The sequence below is a fragment of the Streptomyces sp. NBC_00376 genome (genome assembly GCF_036077095.1).
In the GTDB taxonomy this organism is placed as follows: Bacteria; Actinomycetota; Actinomycetes; order Streptomycetales; family Streptomycetaceae; genus Streptomyces.
Genome location: NZ_CP107960.1, coordinates 5,047,861 through 5,066,248 on the forward strand (window position 1 = coordinate 5,047,861; position 18,388 = coordinate 5,066,248).

The 18,388-nt window shown below is 67.7% G+C and carries 12 protein-coding genes, 1 tRNA gene and 2 pseudogenes; 5 read left to right on the top strand and 10 right to left on the bottom strand.

The annotated features are described in order from the left end of the window. Positions 1-25: 25 nt before the first annotated feature. The 3 genes from OG842_RS22860 to OG842_RS22870 all read left to right on the top strand — a co-directional run bounded on the left by OG842_RS22860 (position 26) and on the right by OG842_RS22870 (position 5,270). Entirely contained in the window at positions 26-2,566 is a 2,541-nt protein-coding gene (locus OG842_RS22860; protein ID WP_266732151.1) for a D-alanyl-D-alanine carboxypeptidase, read from the top strand. A gap of 193 nt (positions 2,567-2,759) precedes the next feature. Next, entirely contained in the window at positions 2,760-4,652 is a 1,893-nt protein-coding gene (locus OG842_RS22865) for an MFS transporter (protein WP_266732153.1), read from the top strand. Between the two features lie 165 nt (positions 4,653-4,817). Further along, on the top strand, positions 4,818-5,270 hold the full coding sequence (locus OG842_RS22870; protein ID WP_266733760.1) for a hypothetical protein: 453 nt from the start codon (positions 4,818-4,820) through the stop codon (positions 5,268-5,270). A gap of 154 nt (positions 5,271-5,424) precedes the next feature. Here the strand turns inward: OG842_RS22870 and OG842_RS22875 are convergent, their stop codons facing one another. The 9 genes and pseudogenes from OG842_RS22875 to mycP all read right to left on the bottom strand — a co-directional run. Then, entirely contained in the window at positions 5,425-6,027 is a 603-nt protein-coding gene (locus tag OG842_RS22875) for a GNAT family N-acetyltransferase (RefSeq protein WP_266732155.1), read from the bottom strand. Positions 6,028-6,199: 172 nt separating this feature from the next. Continuing rightward, positions 6,200-7,813: a chaplin gene (locus OG842_RS22880; protein ID WP_323185772.1), complete on the bottom strand. Its 1,614-nt coding sequence runs from the start codon at positions 7,811-7,813 to the stop codon at positions 6,200-6,202. Positions 7,814-7,901: 88 nt separating this feature from the next. Further along, positions 7,902-7,977 (bottom strand) — tRNA-Arg (locus tag OG842_RS22885). A 234-nt stretch (positions 7,978-8,211) separates the two neighbouring features. Continuing rightward, positions 8,212-9,162 (bottom strand): hypothetical protein, encoded by a 951-nt coding sequence (locus tag OG842_RS22890; protein WP_266732156.1) that lies wholly within the window; start codon positions 9,160-9,162, stop codon positions 8,212-8,214. 129 nt (positions 9,163-9,291) lie between these two features. After that, positions 9,292-10,454, bottom strand: a protein-coding gene (locus OG842_RS22895) for an IS3 family transposase (RefSeq protein WP_266732157.1) whose coding sequence is annotated in 2 segments (ribosomal slippage) — positions 9,292-10,167 and positions 10,170-10,454 — 1,161 coding nt in all. Because the reading frame shifts where the segments join, the coding sequence is not laid out codon by codon here. A 257-nt stretch (positions 10,455-10,711) separates the two neighbouring features. Continuing rightward, positions 10,712-11,266 carry a hypothetical protein gene (locus OG842_RS22900; protein WP_266732158.1) on the bottom strand — a complete coding sequence of 185 codons (555 nt, stop codon included), beginning with the start codon at positions 11,264-11,266 and terminating at the stop codon, positions 10,712-10,714. Further along, a complete protein-coding gene (locus OG842_RS22905; RefSeq protein ID WP_266732159.1) occupies positions 11,263-13,086 on the bottom strand; it encodes an alpha/beta hydrolase in 1,824 nt (607 codons plus the stop codon). Before OG842_RS22905 ends, OG842_RS22900 begins: the two co-directional genes overlap by 4 nt. A gap of 9 nt (positions 13,087-13,095) precedes the next feature. Continuing rightward, a pseudogene (locus tag OG842_RS45250) lies at positions 13,096-13,563 on the bottom strand (hypothetical protein). A 147-nt stretch (positions 13,564-13,710) separates the two neighbouring features. Then, positions 13,711-14,805: pseudogene (gene mycP / locus OG842_RS22920) on the bottom strand (type VII secretion-associated serine protease mycosin); the annotation flags it as partial. A gap of 29 nt (positions 14,806-14,834) precedes the next feature. Between mycP and OG842_RS22925 the strand changes: the two are divergent. After that, positions 14,835-15,383, top strand: a complete 549-nt coding sequence (locus tag OG842_RS22925; RefSeq protein WP_266733870.1) for a hypothetical protein — start codon at positions 14,835-14,837, stop codon at positions 15,381-15,383. Positions 15,384-15,650: 267 nt separating this feature from the next. Here the strand turns inward: OG842_RS22925 and OG842_RS22930 are convergent, their stop codons facing one another. Next, entirely contained in the window at positions 15,651-16,916 is a 1,266-nt protein-coding gene (locus OG842_RS22930; protein WP_443063998.1) for an IS701 family transposase, read from the bottom strand. 880 nt (positions 16,917-17,796) lie between these two features. Between OG842_RS22930 and OG842_RS22935 the strand changes: the two genes are divergently transcribed. Next, a complete protein-coding gene (locus OG842_RS22935) occupies positions 17,797-18,369 on the top strand; it encodes a TlpA family protein disulfide reductase (protein WP_266732163.1) in 573 nt (190 codons plus the stop codon). Positions 18,370-18,388 lie beyond the last annotated feature (19 nt).

Consider the following 18,388-nt stretch of genomic DNA (forward strand, 5'->3'; position numbering starts at 1 on the left):
CCCGTGCCGCATGGAGGAGGCATCGGTGGCGGGCGAGTCCCCCGACAAGTCGGAGCAGCAGAAGTCGTCGGGTACGGCTCGGAGCGAAAGCGATCCGCGGCTTGCCGTCTTCCGCGAACCGTCCGCCGATGACGCGGCCGCCGGTAGCGGAGAGACGGATACGGCCACGGCGGTCTTCCGTACGGACGCGGTCGCCGGGGCCGGCGAGGTCGCCAAGGAAGCCAAGGACGCCAAGTCGGACACGGCCACGGCCGTCTTCCGCGCGATGCCGTCCGGGGACGGCGAGGGCGCCGGGGCCGGCGAGGGCGCTGAGGCCGGTGAGGTTGCTGAGGCCGGTGACGGTTCGCGGTCGGAGAGCGCGGACGCGAATGCGGACGAGGACGCGGGCTCCGAGGGCGCTGCGGGCGCTGTGAGCGCCGAGGAGGCCGACGAGGCCGAGCAGAGCGGGAAACGCGCCGACGGTCCGGAGGAGGAGCCTGAGGCGGCTGAGGCGCCTGAGGACGCGGACGCGGCCGAAGCCGAAGCGGAGGATGCGCCGGAGAGCGTGGATGCGGCCGAGGCTGAGGTGGCTGAGGCGCCGGAGGGCCCGGATGCGGCCGAGGGCGCTGACGAGTCCGGTGACGGGTCCGGTGACGGGGACGACGCGTCGAAGGCCGCCGAGGGCTCCGGGGAGGGCGATGCGCGGCTGCGTGCGGCCGTTGCCGCCTGGGTGTCGAAGGACGGCGACGAGGACGCGGAGAGCGCGGAGGACGGCGAAGCGAAGGCCGCGGTTTCGGAGGGCGGGGCTGCGGACGACGCGGATGCGGAGGACGTGACTTCGGACGCGGAGGACGTAACTCCCGACGCGGCGACCGCGTCGAACGCCGCCGAGGCCTCGGATGACGCCGAGGACGCGGAGGAGACGTCCGACGCGGACGACAAGGCTTCCTCCGTCGAGGAGAAGAAGGCCGACGCCGAGGGCCCCGAGGCCGAGGCCGACGGCGCCGAAGGTGAAAAGGGCGCCGACGACAAGGGCGGAATCGATCAGCCGACCGCCATCTTCAGGGCGCCCACCGCGCCCCACGTCGACCAGCCGACGACCGCGCTGAAGATCCCCCCGATCGAGCCGAAGCCCGAGTCCGCCGCCGAGCGGACCAGCAAGTTCGTGCCCCTGCGCGGGGACGACGTACGGCCGGCGCCGGCCGCGACGCCCGCGCCCCGTAAGCCGGAGACGCCTGCCGCCTCCGCCGCACCGGCTCCCGCCTCGCTGTCCACCGCCGAGCGGACCACGCAGCAGCCGATGCCGCCGAAGCCGCCGCTCGACCTGCTGGCCGAGCTGACGAACACGCCTCCGCCGCCGGAGACACCGGTCCGCACCGCAGTCCGCAGGGTCAAGATCTGGACCCCGCTGGTGCTGCTCCTGCTGATCGCCTTTGCGATCGTGCAGATGGTGCGCCCGCTCCCGGAGCCCGAGCTCCAGATGTCGGCGAAGGACACGTACACCTTCAAGGGCAGCAAGCCGACCCTGCCGTGGCCCGACGAGGGCCAGGGCTACATGGCCGCGACCGGTCTGGGCCCGGTGGATTCGTTCGGCGAGCAGAAGGCCGTGCCGATCGGCAGCGTGGCCAAGGCGATGACCGCGTACATCGTGCTCAAGGACCACCCGCTGAAGAAGGGCGAGAAGGGTCCGTCCATCGAGATCGACGCCAAGGCGGAGTCCGACGGCAAGCTGGACGCCGAGGGCGAGTCGACCCTCAACACCGTGACGGCCGGTGACAAGCTCACCGAGCAGGAGGCCCTCTCGGCCATAATGATCCCGTCCGCGAACAACATCGCGCGGCTGCTGGCGCGCTGGGACGCGGGGTCCGAGGAAGCGTTCGTCAAGAAGATGAACGAGACCGCCAAGTCGCTCGGCATGAAGAACACCACGTACACCGACCCGTCCGGACTCAACGCGACCACGGTGAGCTCGGCCGAGGACCAGGTGAAGCTGGGGCAGAAGCTGGTTGAGATCCCGGCCCTGATGGAGATCACCAAGCTGCCGTCGTGGACCGACCCGTCGGGCAAGAACTGGCGGAACTACAACACCCTCGTGCCCTACAACGGTGCGCTCGGCATCAAGACCGGCTCCACCAGCAAGGCCGGCGGGAACCTGCTCTTCGCCGCCCACAAGATGGTCGGCGACACCGACCAGCTGATCGTCGGCGCCGTACTGGGCCAGCACAAGCCGGCCATCATCGACACCGTGAACGCGGTGAGCAAGGAAGTGATGCTCGCGACGCAGGACCTGCTGGAAGGCGCCAAGGTCGTGAAGAAGGGCGACGTCGTCGGCACCGTCGAGGACGGCTTCGGCAACAGTGTCCCCGTGGTCGCGACCAAGGACGTGTCGGCGGTCGGCTGGCCCGGCCTCACGGTCAGGATCGAGCTGACCGACGACGGGAAGACGATCCCGAACTCGGCGGCGGCCGGCACCCATGTGGGCACGCTCACCGTGGGTGAGGGAACCAGCCAGGTGAAGGTGGCCGTCGCGCTGCAGAGCGACCTGACCGAACCGGCCTTCGGCGACAAGCTGACCCGGATCGGCTGACCGGCCGACGGGGAACGGCCCGGAGGCCATAACGGCCGATGACGGAAGGGGGCGCCGATCCCCGGCGCCCCCTTTTGTACTGCGTACGTGTTAGCGTCCCGAGGCAACTCGATGACGCTGGGACGGCGTCCTCGTGAGTGCACGGGGCACGGGGTACGAGGCAGGCGGATTCGGGGAGACGGGGAGAGCCGTAGTGACCACCGCGGAGCCGAGACCCGGCCATGGGGCGGCCGACAGCACAGGCACGAGGGGCAGCGACAACAGGGGCGGGAGCACGCGGACGACGGCCGCGCCCGCCCGGGAGAACACGGAAGCCGCGGGCGCCTCCCGGCCACCGCGCACCGACCCGTCACGCACCGACCCGTCGCGCAGGGCCCGCACCCAGCGGCTGCTGCGGCATCCGGTGACGATCACGACGGCCGTCGCCGCCGTCACCCACGTGCTCTGGTTCTTCTTCTTCGCGAACAGCGGCGGCGACATCGCGGCCCAGGACGCCTGGGCCGAGTTCGTCGGCCGGCACCCCGGGACCGCGTACAACCTGGCCTGGTACGGGGGCATGCACCCCGTCTCGTACAGCGTCGTCTCGCCGTATCTGATGTCGGTGCTCGGCGTCCGTACGACGATGATGGTCGTCGGGACCGTGTCGGCGGCGCTGACCGCGCTGATCCTGGTCCGGGTCCGGGCCGTCCGCAACCCGCTGGCCTGCTCGCTCGCCGGGGCGTTCGCGTATCTGTGCAACGCGCTGTCGGGTCGGGTGACGTTCGGGCTCGGCATGATGTTCGCGGTGGGTGCGACGGCCGCGGTGTTCTGCTGGCCGTACCGCTGGCGGTACAAGAGGTGGGCGAAGGCGGCCGTCGCCGCGCCGCTCGCCGCGCTCGCGACGGCGAGCAGCCCCGTGGCCGGGCTGTTCCTCGGCGTGGTCGCCGCCGCGCTGTTCCTGAACAAGCGGCGCCCCGGCGCGTACGCGCTGGGCCTGGCCCCGGTCGCGGTGGTGGCGCTGTCCGCGTGGCTGTTCCCGTTCTCCGGTACGCAGCCGATGTCGATCGCCACGCTCTCGCTGCCGTTCCTCTTCTCGGTCCTCGTCTTCGTCCTCGTACCGCGCGACTGGAAGACGGTCCGCACCGCGGCCGCCGTGTACGGCGTCGGGACGCTGCTGACCTATGTGATCGACTCGCAGATCGGCTCGAACATCACGCGGATGGCGATGCTGTTCGCCGGAGTGGTGCTCCTGGCCGCGCTGCCGTACACCACGCCGCGCTCCCGGCGCTGGTACGCGCTGGTCGTCGCGTTCGTCGGGCTGAACTTCTGGATCGGCTTCAAGGGCGTCGACGACATCGTCCGCACCGCCCCCACCGCCTCCTGGGCGCGCGAGCTGGCGCCGCTGGTCAACGAACTCCAGGAGGTCGGCGCCGAGCGGGGCAGGGTCGAGGTCGTGCCCGCGAGCAGCCACCGGGAGGCGTCCGCGCTCGCGCCGTACGTCAACCTGGCCCGGGGCTGGAACCGGCAGGCGGACATGAAGCGCAACCCGCTCTTCTACGACGACACCCTGGACAGCGCCAACTACCGCCAGTGGCTCGACCGCTGGGCGGTGCACTACGTGGTGCTGCCCAAGGGGAGGCCGGACGCCACCGGCGCGGTGCAGGAGGCGCAGCTGGTCGACAAGGGGCTGCCGTATCTGAAGCCGGTGTGGTCCGACACCAACTGGCGGCTCTTCGAGGTGGACAGCCCGGTGCCGCTCGCCGATCCGCCGGCCACGGTGGACGAGGCCGGCGCGGACGAGCTGACCATCCATGTGAAGACACCGGGCCGGATCCTGATCCGCATTCCGTACTCGCCCTGGCTCGCCGTGGTCGACAGCGAGGGCCGGAGCGTGGAGCGGCCGCAGGAGACCGAGGAGTCCAAGCAGCGCACGGACGAGAGCACGCCGCGGACCTTCGTCAACACCAACGGCTGTCTGTTCAAGGCCGAGGAGGACGCGGACGGCGACGAGTGGACGGAGTTGCTCGCACCGCGGCCGGGTGTGTACCGACTGGCCGCCCCCTACCAGCTGACGCCCGGCACGCCGTGCCCGGAGGAACTGCGCTGAAACAGTTCGGCGGGTACCGAAGGGTCACCGATCTAGCGTCGAGCCATGACGGACACGAACCACGTACTCGCCGCTTCCGGCGGCCCCAGCACTCCCACCACCGCCCCCACCCCTGACGAGACTCCGGCGACGGACGACCGTGACCCCGCGCAGGTCCTGACGGCCATGGTCGGCCACGTCCTGGCCCTCGCCGCGACCTGGACCGACTGGGACGGCCGCCCCGTCCCCGCGGGCGACCGGCTCTACACCCCGCACAAGGCGATCCGCCGCGTCGCCGACCACATGGTCGACCACCTCGCCGAGATGGAGGCCCGGCTCGCCGGCGAGGAGACGCAGCCCGACCACTGGCACGCCTCGGCGACCACCACCGCGGCCGACCTCGCACCCTTCACCCGAGCCGACCTCGACGAGGCACACAGCCGGCTCACCCGCCTGGCCAGGATCTGGGCAACCCGCCTGGACGCCCTGACGCCCGACGAGCTCGACCGGTCGCCCGGCACGGGGTGGACCTTCCGCCAGCTCGCTTTCCACGTGGCCGAGTCGGTCTACTACGCGGACTCCGTGGGCGACCAGCGTGTGCGGTCAGGCGCCCCGTGCGGCCGCCCAGTCGGCCGGTGACGCGGCATAGCCCATGGCGACGACCGGATGGGCGCGCCGGATCGAGGAGACGGAGCAGCCGCTCCACGTGCGGGCGCGAGAGGCCCTGGGACGGCTGCCGGAGTGTGTCCCGCCGGACTGGGCCGGGAGATGGCCAAACACTCTCTCGGTCCGGTCAGGCGTCCCAGGCGCGAGGGCGGTCCAGCTCTTCCCATTCGGGACGGAGCAGTGAGAACACGGCGAGGTCGTGGCGGCGGCCGCGATGAAGACAGGCGGCGCGGCTGATGCCTTCGTGCACGAAGCCGGATTTGGCGAGGACGGCGAGGGCCGGGGCGTTGTCGGTGTGAGCCTCCGCCGTGAGGCGGTACATCGGGAGTTCGCCGAACGCCAGGTCCACCAGGGCGTCGAGGGCGTCGGTGCCGTGGCCGTGCCCGCGGTACTGAGCAGCCAGCATCAGCTCGACCTGTGCTGTGCCGTTGACGATGTTCTGGCCGCTCAGCGCGATATGGCCGACAGGGGTGCCGTCAGGGAGCAGGACGAGGAAGTCGTCGCGATCGTCATCGTCACTGTCGCGCTCGATGCGCTCGCGCATCGCGGTGAGGGAGCGCGGCCAGACGCCGATCTCGTGGGCGATTACCGGGTCGGACCGCCAACCGTGCAAGAGCTCGGCGTCGTCCATGTCGACTGCCGCGAGACCGACGGACTTGGCACGCCAGGAAAGTTCCCTTTCAGCCTCTGAGCCATGCTCGTTGCCCGCGATCCCGGTGTCTTCGGTCATGGGCGGATGCTATGGGTGCTTTCAAGCCGGGACCACCGGATTTCCCTGCTCAGCGACCCGGCGCCGCTGTTTCAGGAGCGCGGCCTCGGCACACGAGCTCGCCCTGGCAGATCCCGCCAGGGCGAGCAGGGACACATCCGGTCAGCCGACCCACTCGTCAAAGAGAAACGCTCTACTCGTTGACGCAGACGTTGCCCGTCGCCGGGTTGAGCGCTCCGGTGACGTTCACGGAGTTGCCGCAGGCATTGACCGGGATTTCCACGGGGGCCTGCACGAGATTGCCGGAGAGCAGACCGGGCGAGCCCGTCGCGGTGCCCACCGCTGCCGCCTTCCTGTTGACGGTCAGGGGCGCGGGGGCCGGGAGGTCCAGGCCGACTGCGGTGATCGCTTCGGGGCGGTTGACGTAGGTGCCCGGCCTGGCGGCGGTGACGTTCACCGTGACGGTGCAGGACTTCTCGCCGGCGGCCAGGTCACCGCCGTTCAGAGCGATGTGCGTGCCCCTTGCCGTCGCGGACACCGTGCCGTTGCCGCAGGTCGTCGACGCGTTCGGGTGCGAAGCCACCCTCACCCCGGCGGGCAGACGGTCGGTGAAGCCGAAGTCGTCCTTCGCCGCCAGTTCACTGGTGTTGGTCACCGTCATGGTCAGTGTCGAGGTGCCACGCCGATCGATCGTGGCAGGACTGAACGCCTTGTCCAGCTGCGGAGTCGCATCCAGGATCCGGATGTTGTCGAATGCGTGGTCATTACCGAACCATTCGCCCTGCCCGTTGAGCATCTTGATGCCCAACTGGCTTTCGTTGAACAGAACGGCTCTGTTGCCGGCGAATGTCCCGGCCTTCAGCCCGCTTCCTTCGGGATAGGACTTCGAGTTGGGATCGGTGCAGGGATTGATGGGGGTGGTGAAGGTGGGGATGTCCGACCCGTTGCCGGTCAGATAGAACTTCAGCTGCGGATTCGCTTGGTCGCAATTCACGGCGGCTGCGTCCACCGCGAAGGTGATGTACCGGTTCGGCTTCGCGATCGGGATCGGCTGCTCGGTCCGGAACTCCACCCGGTCGGCTCCGGGCGCCACCCAGTTGGTGTAGGCCGCGACCACGTGGTTGCTCGGCGGATTCGTTCCGCCCACCTGTCCCAGCGCATTGGCCATGTCCTTCAGAACTGCAGGACAGTCGGACGGAACAGCGCCGGTCTGATTGAGGATGATGCCGTTGCACTGCCCGTGGTCGAGCCATGAGGGGTCGGCGGTGTACGTCTCGTCGAGCGGTGGAGCGCCGACGTAGTCCTCCAGGAAGACCGGAGTCCCGCCCGCGTTCTCGAAGCCTTCGGCGAACACCGCGACCGGGGCCTGCGGGACCCCCGGAGCGCCGGGTGCCTGGCGGGCGTTGCCGCCCAGCGGCAGGGCCAGCGCCTGGGCCTGAGTGGCCAGCGGGGCACCCGCGATCGCAAGTGCTACCAGGGAAATCGATGCGGTGCGCGTGCGCCGGGAAAGCTTAATTGCGGAAATCTCCACCATCTCTTTTCCGATTACCGCGGCGTACAAGCAGCAGCGGACATGGGCAGAAATTGCGCAGCCCAGACCATTGGCTATGCACTCCGATGGGCAGGTCGCCCCAATTTCAGCACGCGCCCTCGGTGGGAGACGGTGAGCGATCGAGGTGGCCGCAGCTTTCACCGCGTTGGCCGAACTGGAAACGGGCGCTGTGGGCTTGTATTGAATCGAGCCGCCGGAAAGGGCCTGGCCGGTCCCGGGCCGAGCATGATCGGGGGGCCGCGCCCCGTTCGGCAAGGCGGGCGGGCTCCGGACCTGCCCGCGAGGAGCGCCGTACGACCGACGCCAAAGGCCCCGGACCATGATCGGTCCGGGGCCTTCTGCCTGGTGCCCCCGGCAGGATTCGAACCTGCGACACCCGCTTTAGGAGAGCGGTGCTCTATCCCCTGAGCTACGAAGGCGGGGATCTGTAGGAAAACGTGTCCAAAACCCGGCCCGGGTGGGCGAGGGGCTTCAGGTCGGTTTGCCGACAGGGTTGCGGTGGCCTGGCCCGTGAAGGCTGGGCCACCGCCGACAGTGTAGCGGGTGGGGTGAGGTCGGTACCTCGGGTCCATGACCGCGCGCGCCTGTGGCGGGCGAGCTGGGGTGCTGCCAGTGGGCGAGGTGCAGAGGGTTGGGGCCGGGGATCTGCGGTTTCAGGCGCCGAGGGGCAGGTCGTTTCTGGCGCGGGTGATGGAGTTGTTCAGCCAGGCGTAGCCGATGTAGATGAGGAGAGCTGCTTTGGCTCCGTACGCGGGGACCCTTTCGAGGGGATAGCTCTGGTCGAATCGGGAGTGCGCCGATTCGCTGTCCTGGCGGAATCCCTTGAGGCGGCGGCCGGCGGGTGTGTCGGGCGGAACCTGCCGGAGGTGTTCGGTGCGGTTGAAGCGCTTCTTTCGTGTGGTGGGGTCAACCTGGCGGTCGTCCTCGGTCTCGTCGACCCGAATCCGTACTTTGTGCTGTTTGGTGCTGCAGGGGATGGTGATGTGGTGGTAGAAGCGGGTCCGCTTGCCCTTTCGGTATTCGAGTTCCTCGACGGGGAGCGGGGTGTAGTGGGTCTGTCCGTCGACGGTGATGCGGCGTTCGCAGACCCGGGCCTCGGTGACGTATAGGTTGTGGGTGCAGGGCCCGTCCTGGTAGCGCTCCAGGGATTGGGGCGGGAGCCCCGAGTACTGGGGGGTGAAGACGAGGAGGCCTTCGGCGATAAGCGGGGCCCGGTGGACACCTCGGAGGGCCTTGTCGTAGGTGACGGCCCGCAGACCGGGAGCGTGCTTGAGCAGATGCTTGATCATCTCGACGAAGGCGTGGCCCTCGGCCCCACGTTCCGGGTCTTCTTCCTCTGACTTGTGACGGATGGACTCCAGAGCCAGGATCACGCGGCTATGCGGCGTGTTCGCGAGGCGGACGGCGATGGAGAGCAGTTTGTTGCCGTAGACCAGCTTGTCGCCGCCTTCGGTGGTGAGCCCCGCGTCCGGGTCGACACGGTGCCTGCGGATCTCTCCGGTCTTCTCGTCAACGGTTTCGTGTTCGGTATGGGAGGAGGGAGGCTCCGCGACGGTGGCATCGCCGTGCACTACGTGGTGGCGCTCGGGGTGGATGCGGCTCACCCGCGTGGCTGGCTCTTGCATCATTCCGTGGTCGAGGGCCTGCTGGATCCACAGATCGCGGCTGACGTCTCGTACATGTTCCCAGGCGGGCTTGAGAGGGTCTGATGCAGGGTTGGGTGACAGGTTTGGTCACGCGGCCAGGAGGGCCGGTGTGGTCATGACGGTTTCGTATTCGACGGGGGTCAGCCGACCGAGTGAGGCTTGTCTGCGGCGTCGGTGGTAGGTCCGCTCGATCCAGGTCACGATCGCGATCCGTAGTTCCTGGCGGTTGGCCCACTTCCGTCGGTCGAGGACATTCTTCTGCAGCAGGCTGAAGAAGGACTCCATGGCCGCGTTGTCGCCTGCCGCCCCGACCCTCCCTATCGAGCCGGCGATCTGGTGCCGGCCGAGCGCTTGGACGAACTTCCGGGACCGAAACTGCGACCCGCGATCGCTGTGCAGAACACAGCCGGCGACGTTCTCACGTCGGGCAACAGCGTTGTCCAGGGCCGCGACGGCCAGACGGGACTTCATCCGCGAGTCGATGGAGTAGCCCACGATCCGCTTGCTGAAGACGTCCTTGACCGCACAGAGATACAGCTTCCCTTCTCCCGTGACGTGTTCGGTGATGTCGGTGAGCCACAGCCGGTTCGGTGCGTCGGCGGTGAAGTCCCGGCGGGCGAGGTCGTCGTGCACCGGCGGGCCAGCTTTCTTGATCCTGCCGCGCTTCTTGCCGAACACGCTCCACCAGCTGTTGTCCCGGCAGATCCGCCACGCGGTCCGGTCGGCCATGCCGGCTCCCACGCTGCGGGCTTCGTCGGCCAGGAAGCGGTAGCCGAACTCCGGGTCCTCGCGGTGGGCGTCGAACAACGCGTTCGCGCGAGCGGCCTGCTCGAACTCGGCATCGGTCACCGGCCGTTCGAGCCAGCGGTAGTAGGGCTGGCGGGCGAGCTTGAGGACCCGGCACGTGACCGTGACGGAGATTCCGTCCGTGGCCAGCTCTTTCACGAGCTGGTAGATCCTTTTCCCGGCAGGTTCGCCTGGGACAGGTAGGCCGCGGCCCGGCGCAGGACCTCGTTCTCCTGCTCCAGCAGCTTGATCCGTCGACGCGCTTCCCGTAGCTCCGTGCTCTCCTGACTGGTCGTTCCGGGCTTTGTGCCGTCGTCGATGTCCGCCCGGCGCATCCACTTCCACAGCGTCATCGCGTGGACTCCGAAGTCGGCGGCCACCTGCTCGATCGTCACGCCCGGGCCGCGGTTCCTCGCGACCCGTACGACATCCTCGCGGAACTCTTGCGGATAAGGCTTGGGCACAGCGACATCCTTCCCACCCGCCCCACAGGGCAAGCCAGATCAGATGTCACCCGATCGTGCGGCAGACCCCCTCACTTCGGCTCGTGAACGCCTCCTCCCGGTCATCGACCGCACCCACACTCAGGTCGAACAACGTCTGAAGCAGGACTGGTACGCCCAGACCGGCAAGTTGGAGCAGGACCTGGCCGAGGGCAAGCGGATCCGACACCGGCCGGAGCACGCGCGGTCGTGGGCTGAGGAACTTGAGATCCGCCGCGTCAGCTCGAGAGGGGCGCGTCGCTCGACCAGAACGTCGACTTCACGTTCGGCGCCGGCAACTCCTGCTTCGAGTAGTCCGGGCCGTTCGGCTTGCTGGTCGGCGGAGCAACCTCAGACTTCTCTGCACACGGGGTGGTGACGCTCACGTGGGCCTGGCCAGTGGTCCCGATCAGGACTTCGACCTGGAAGCCGTCCTGGGTCTCGAAGTTGGCCGCCATCCCGTTCGGACTCGTGGCGACGAGCTTGTAGCCCTTGCTTTTCCAGTGGCGTTCCAGCACGCCGAGGAAGCCGCCACGCCGTTCAGCAGAGATGATCGTCATGACGGAACGCTCGCGGTCCACATAGCAGTCACCCGACATGGAGTACCTATGTGTCCAGTGAACGGGAGGCTTGATGGACGCAAACGTCTCGTCCAGGATCGTGTCCGCTCTCTCGGCCGCCTCTTGCATGTTCATCTTCGACTGGCTTTCCTTGGTTGAGGACGCGGTACCTGTCGCGCCGCATCCGGAAAGAAGCAGAGCCAGTACGGCGGCCGCTGCAACCCTTTTCCTCATCGCGGCGTCTCCCTCGTGACGTATCCCGGCTGTCCTGCGACAATGGCAGCGATGTTTCGCGCAGAGACCCTGTCCTTCCCTTCTTCTGGAGAGAAGTAATTGCTATGGGCTTCGATATCCAACTTCGAGTCCAGCACGTTGGGGAAGGAAGGCTGAACCACCTCCGGTCCGGGCAAGGTCTCGAATCTGTTGGCGCCGAACGCCTTGCTTGCCGGATCCTTGCCGAACCAGATGTCGTCGTCACCCTGGTCGGCAATTTCTCCCATGAGGTACGCGAGAGGCGGCCCTCCTCCGAAGAATCCCATGGTTCCTGCCGCAGCTTCCATTTTCGAAGGGAGTTTGGTGACGATGTCGTTCTCAGCCGCTCCCACCCAGACGTGCTCCTTGCCCACACCCAGGTCGTCCGCCCTGTCGACACCAACGCCGGGACTTCCGACGAGGATGATGTCATCAGCCCCCGGAATCCCTCCTGGCTCCTGCGTGGCGGCCCCCACGAGTCGAGAACCATAGGAATGTCCAATGGCAGTGATATGGGAATCGGCGTTCTCATTGGTTGCCGAAATTCCACTCATGAAACTGTTGTACGCGGGAGCACCGTGCTCGGCGTCGACCGTAGTCATCACATCGATCGATTGAGGGGCATCGTAGCCGAGCCATACGATTGCGGATGAGGAGGGGTCGATATCCTGGGCGCCCGTTGCTGTTTCGAATGCGCGTTTCACTGTGCCGTCGGCAAATTCGGCGTTGAATTTAGTGCCCAAGCCAGGCACATAAGCCGAGACGTTCTTTGAGGTGTCAGGGTTTCCGAAGGCGACGATCGCCCTCCCGTTTCCTTCGAGACCGATCCCCAGGAGGAACATCGGCGGCTGACTTCCCGAGTTGAGCTTGTTCTGGATACCTTTCAGTCCGCCGAGCTTTTCTATGGATGCCTCGTCGTGCCGGCCCTCCAACTGTGCGATGAGAAGGTGGATGTTCTCCCGGTTCACCTCGTCCCGGACCGCTGACGGGATGCCGTCCAAGTTGCCGATGACTTCCGGGAAGGCCGTCCTGTACTCCTCGCGCTCCTCGTTGCTGAGGCTGTCCCACCACTCCTTGCGGTCGGCCGGCGACTTGTCCAACGGGATCTGATCCTGAAGGTATTTGCCGGCGGCCGAGCTGACAGCGTCGACATCGGCTGCCACATTTGCCCACGTCTTGGTGTCGACGTTCAGCCCCGGCGCCGCCTTGAGCTTGCGCAGCGCCTTGCTGTACCGATCGTCGATCTCCTGGGCTTCCCGTACGGCGTGGGCGATGCGGTCGGCGATGTCCACGGCTTTGGCGTGGTGTGGGTTCGGGTTCTTGAGCCGAGTGTCGCTCGGTAGCAGTCCCGGCGATTGGAAATTTGCGTTGTTGCCCGTGATCAGGTAGGTGTTGCCCAGGACTGTGCCGCCAGCGATCGGCTCACCGGTGAGCTCGCTCTTACCGCCGGCGGGATACGTGACGGTGCCGTCTTCGTTCACGGAGTATGCCAGCGTGGCCGCATCGTCAAGTGCCTCAGTCAGGCGCCGCTTCGGAGCGGTGATTTCGGACGAGAAGCCGTCGAGAGCTCCGGTGATCAGACTGCACTCGACCTGGGTGTAGTGGAAGTTCTCCGACAGCTTCCGCAACTGCTTGAGCGCCGCTTCCGCGGCCTCACCCGCGTTGGCCTTCCGCATGGCCGCGGTGATCTGGTTGTCGATGCGGTCCTTGGCCGAGTCGGCCATGGCGCTGATCGCGCGGTACCCGTCCGCCGCTTCCACGTACTCGGTCGGTTTGAGGGCCTTGAGCGTCAGGTGGTCCATGCTTCCGGGTCACCGCCCCTTGGCCTGGCCGCCGGCGGGCGGATCCTCGTAGTACTCGGTCTTCAGCTTGGCGATCTCGGCCTTGATGGCCTCGTCGGTCCGTAGCTGGTCATTTCCCGACTTCTCCAGCACGTTGGCAAGCCCGTCGCATACCTCGCCGACATCCTTGACGTAGCGCCTCCAGGAATCGTAGACATCCTGCTGGGCTGCCGAGGTCAGGCACCCGGACTCCTTCCCGAGTCCCGTCTGGCCCAACTCCGCCTTCACCCACGCCTTGTCAAGGTCCCCCCGCAACGAGCCAACGCCTTCCCCTGCCTTGGTCTACGCCGCCTTGTCGGACCTCAGCTTGCCGGCACCGCCGCCGCTGCCACCGGAGGCGGAACCTCCGGGGTCGGCGGGCAGTTGGTTGAGCTGCATCTGCGTGGTGTGCCGCTCGACCGCCGCGGTCTTGAGCTGCTCCCACTCATCCCACGCCATGCGTGGCCCCCTCCCCGTGCCTCGTCGTACACCGACGAGCGGATATGAACGTGCGACAGCAACGTTTTGGTGATCGAGAAGTACCGTAGCGTCCGTTCATCACGTGCCCCATCTGCACCGGTAACCATCGCGCCTGAGTATCTGTACTCATGCGGAACCGGGGCCTCGGCCGGAAGGGTCGACGCTGCCCGGTGCGCTCGGGGCCGAATCCGGAGCATGCGTGAACCCTGTATCTGTGTAAGGGAATTGGCTCGGGTAGATCGTGGCCGCCTGGAATGACGCTGCAGGGGCCCGACGCTTGCGGATGGCTACGGAAACCGTGATCGCCGCTCCGAGGAGTACCACCGTCCCGATACCCAGAGTGATCCAGAGGATGCTGTCGTCGTCCTTGGGCGCGGAGGCCGCCGTGGCGGAGTGGTCATCCTTTGCCGGCGCATCGGTGCCGTTGGATCTGAAGGCGTCGGGAGATGGCGACTGCGACGCTGCGGCTGTGAGGTCCGGGAGGGGGTACTCGTCGGCGGGGCCCGGATCGCCAGGGTTCTGCAGAGCAATGCGGGGGCGTACGGCGCCGTAACCGAGGTAGTCCGTGCGCTCCTTGCTGCTCTTGGGCTTGCTTGCCGTGTTGAGCATGACCCTGAGTACCTGGTTGTTCGTCCAGTCGGGATGCTTGGACCAGATCAGCGCTGCGGAGGCGGAGGCGAGGGCGGTGGCGTCGCTGGTGCCGTGCGTCTTGCACAGTTTCGTGGCGCCGAGACAGGCAGCGAACATGTCCTCGCCCGGCGCGACCAGGTCGACTTGGGGGCCGTGCTGAGATTCCTTCGTCGTCTTGACGTTTCTGTCGATTGCCCCGACGCCCACCACGCCAGGAGTCGCTGCCGGATATTCCAGTTCGTTGAGAGCATCGCCGGTGTTGCCCACTCCCGCGAAGATCAGCTTGCCCTTGGACAGCGCGTAGGCGACGGACTCGGCCAGCTCCCGCGAGTGCTCGGTGCTGCCCTGCGAGATGTTGATGACCTGGGCGTCCGAGTCCGCCGCGTACCGGATGGCCTTGGCCATGTAGGTGGGGTAGTCGTCCGGGTTACCGTCACTACGGCTGTGCTCGATGAAGTCCGGGATGCGGATCGGCAGGATCTTCGCGCCCGGGGCTAGGCCGTAGGAGCCCGTGGTGGTGCCTTTGGCTCCGGTGCCGGCGATGAGGACGGCCATGGTGGTGCCGTGGCCGTCGTAGTCCGTGCGTTCGTTGCAGGGCGGCGATGTTCGTCCGTTACGCGATGACCCAGAAACTGTTGACCAGTATCTTCCCGAACGATGACGTGGAGAGGTTCTACGACGACCTGCTTCCCCAGTTCGGCAGCTGGAACGCCCGCTACTGGGAGCAGCGGGCGATCCACGCAAAACACCAGAACGACTGGTCGCGCGCCGAGTCGTTCGCCGAACGGGCCGTTAACCTGCTGGACGACGCGTTCACCCGGACCACCTGCGGCACCATCCTGATCAACAAGGGCAATTTCTTCGCTGGCCAGCGCGACAACCGGTGGCAGGAATTCCACCAGCGCGGGAAGAAGCATTTCGACGTGGCCCTCGCCTCGGACCGGGCGAACCGCGTGACGGCGTTCGCCTATCTGGAGTCGGCGATGTCGTTGGCGGAGAGTGCCACGGAGTGCGACCTCCCGGAATGGTCCACCCCGATCGCCGAGCTGCTCCACGAGTGGAAGCCGATCTACAGCGGCCTGCGCCTGGTCCTCCGAAACGACCTGGCCCTGGACTCAGTCCGCCGAGCCGAAGCGCTGTCCCGCCGATGGGAAAATCTGTCGGAGTAGGGCCTCCCCACTGAAGGCCCAAGGGGTCGACTCCCGACGGAGTCGACCCCTTGGGCCTGCGTCGGAGTGCCCTCATCACTCCTGGCTCCGCTCGCCATCCATGCGCCGAGTGTGGATTACCGGCACTGCCACCCTCGTGACGGCCGCAATCGCTAGTAGTGCTTGGTCATGTTGGTGCGGGGTCTGGCATGTTGCGGTGACAGGTGGGGCAGGCGCCGGTCCAGATCGCGAGGAGTATCTGCAGCTCGTGGACGACTCGGTAGAGGCTCAGGCCGACGCCGTCTCTTTTGGGGATCGGCTCAGTCGCTGCAGGGTGCAGAAGGCGTGGGCGACCGAGACGAGGGTGACGTGGTGGTGCCAGCCTGGCCAGGTTCGGCCTTCGAAGTGGGCCAGGCCCAGGGCCTGTTTCATCTCGCGGTAGTCGTTCTCGATGCGCCAGCGGAGCTTCGCGGTGCGCACGAGGACGGGCAACGGGGTGGTTGCGGGCAGGTTGGAGAGCCAGAACTGCACGGGCTCGTCCTGGTCGGCGGGCCATTCGGCCAGCAACCAGCGGACCGGAAGCTCGGTGGTGGCCGTGGCCTTGCGGATCTCGCGTCCGGCGGGCCGGATCCGCAGGGCCACGAAGCGCGAGTACATGCGTTTGTGCCCGCTGCGGCCACTGCCCGGCCGTGATTCCTCCCTCCACTGCACCGGCCGCGCGGAAGACTTTCCGGCCGCGATGACCAGGCTCTTCACCCTCCGGGCCGGCTCGGGGTAGGCAGGAACCGGCCGTCTGCCCCGGCCTGTGCAGGCCGGGGCAGACGGCTGTGCGTCCTCGGGCTGTGCGGTGGTCGAGGTCGAGATGCCCACCACGTAATCGAGACCGCGTTCTTCCAGGCCGAGCCGGAAGGCGGCGGTGTCACCATAGCCGCCGTCGGCGATGACCTGGGGCACCTCGATGCCCCAGGACCGCGTCTCGTCGATCATGTCGAGGGCCAGCTGCCACTTCTCGACATGGCCCACCTGGGCAGGGATGGCGCACTTGCCACGGCGGGCCACTTTGGCCTGATCGGCCTTCGGCGAGGCGGGATCCCAGCTCCCGGGCAGGAACAGACGCCAGTTCACCGCCGCCGAGGCGCCGTTGGAAGCCAGGTGCAGCGACACCCCGGCCTGGCAGTTGGTGACCTTGCCCGCAGTGCCGGTGTACTGCCGGGTCACACACGCCGACGCATCCCCGTCCTTGAGGAACCCGGTGTCATCGATGATCAACGCGGTGGGCTTGACGACCGGCTGTATACGCCAGGCCAGACGGGCCCGCACATGCGCCGCATCCCACGGGCTGGAGGTGATGAAGTGGGCCAGCGCCTGCCGGTTCCCGTCTTCGCCCAGGCGGGCGGCCATCGGTTCCACCGACTTGCGCCCGCCGTCCAGCAGCAGGCCCCGCAGATAGACCCCACCCCACCGACGCTGATCCGCTCGCGCGAACGGCTCGAACATCTCCGCCGCGAAGTCCTCCAGATCACACCGGACCGCAGCCAACTCCCCACTCAGCACGTCCTGTCAACGACACGACCCATCAAGAAGACACGCCATCGCAGACCGCACATGACCAAGCACTACTAGGGGTTGCCCGCGGAAGGCTGATTCGCGAAGGACTTGGACCGTCTCCCTGCGGCGCCCCGACCCACCGAGCTGATCGACGCGGGATCCGCCTACCGGGACCGCATAGTGAAGCTCCGCAAGGGCGCCGAGACCGGCGTCCCGCACTACTTGGTGCATCGAGGACAGGGCCCATCGTGCCGAAGGGCGCATCCCACGCAGCGCACACGACGGCCAGCGCAGCGCGAGGTGCTATCGATTGGTGCACGGCACGACGAGGTCCTGTACTGATGCCTTCGGGCCGGTCCCCGCAGCGGGCACCCCAGCGCTGGGGTGCGTGCGTACAAGCTGGGGGCGTTTTGAAATCCGGGGTGGGCCGTTTTGGAGGCGTCCGCGTTAAGGCGCTGACCTGGGCCTCGGGGGTTTTCGACACATCCTACGAAGGCGGCGCTGACAGCCTAGCGGATGGGGCTTGCAGAGGTCGCCCCCCATCGGGCCCCGGCCGGGCGGCCGGCTGTCCCGTGGTGGGGGCGGCGGAGGGGGCGGTGGGGGCATGGGCGTGGAGGAGGGGCTTACAAGGGGGGTGTTTGTGGGGGGAGTTGGGGGTGGGCGTACCGTTCTGGGCGACCAGCAAGATCCGTTTGTTCAGCATGCACGGGGTGTTCCCGTATGCCCGCATGCCGTGTCCGCACCGCACTGAGGATTCCGGGGCCTCCCGGGGTGCCGGGTGTCGCCGCATGGGCGGCTGGGGGAAGTGGTGCGGCGTGGCGTGGGTTCGGGGCCCCGGCCCGGACGTCGGGTGGCGCCTGACCGACGCCGCCCCGAAGGACCTCCCATGAAACGCCCGTTTGTTCCTTTTCTGGCTGCCCTCGGCTGCACCGCGGCTCTCGTCGTCGGGATCTCGATCGGAGGCAGTCCGGGTACGCCCGCGGGCTACCACCGCGGCAAGGACGGCACGCTGACGATCGACCGTGCGCACCGTCCCGTCGCGCCGGACTTCACCGGGGCCGACGCCGACGGGAAGCCGGTCCAGCTCTCCGACTACGCGGGGAAGACGGTCGTGGTCAACGCGTGGGCCTCCTCGTGCGGGCCCTGCCGCAAGGAGACCCCGGTCCTGGTGCGGTACCACCGGAAGATGGAGGCGCAGGGCGTTGTCGTCCTCGGGTTGAACCGGGACAGGTACCCCGACGCGGCGCGGGCCTTCGCCCGTGAGTTCCAGATGCCCTACCCCAGCATTCTCGATCCCGGCGGCAAGCAGCTCTTCGCGCTGCCCAAGGGGCTGCTGACCACGCAGGGGCAGCCCGTCACCCTTGTCGTCGACGCGCGTGGGCGCATTGCGTCGACGGCGTCCGAGGCGCTCGACGAGGGCCGGCTGGAGGTTCTCGTGGCGGCCGCTCGGGCGTCTTGACGCGGGGTGGGGGCGGGCA

Excerpts from the sequence above, each read along its gene's own strand:
- OG842_RS22900 (WP_266732158.1), bottom strand. The coding sequence starts at position 11,266 with ATGAGGAAAAGGGTTGCAGCGGCCGCCGTACTGGCTCTGCTTCTTTCC.
- OG842_RS22935 (WP_266732163.1), top strand. The coding sequence starts at position 17,797 with ATGAAACGCCCGTTTGTTCCTTTTCTGGCTGCCCTCGGCTGCACCGCG.
- OG842_RS22905 (WP_266732159.1), bottom strand. The coding sequence starts at position 13,086 with ATGGACCACCTGACGCTCAAGGCCCTCAAACCGACCGAGTACGTGGAA.
- OG842_RS22875 (WP_266732155.1), bottom strand. The coding sequence starts at position 6,027 with ATGACCGAAGACACCGGGATCGCGGGCAACGAGCATGGCTCAGAGGCT.
- OG842_RS22870 (WP_266733760.1), top strand. The coding sequence starts at position 4,818 with ATGGTCGGCCACGTCCTGGCCCTCGCCGCGACCTGGACCGACTGGGAC.
- OG842_RS22925 (WP_266733870.1), top strand. The coding sequence starts at position 14,835 with ATGACCCAGAAACTGTTGACCAGTATCTTCCCGAACGATGACGTGGAG.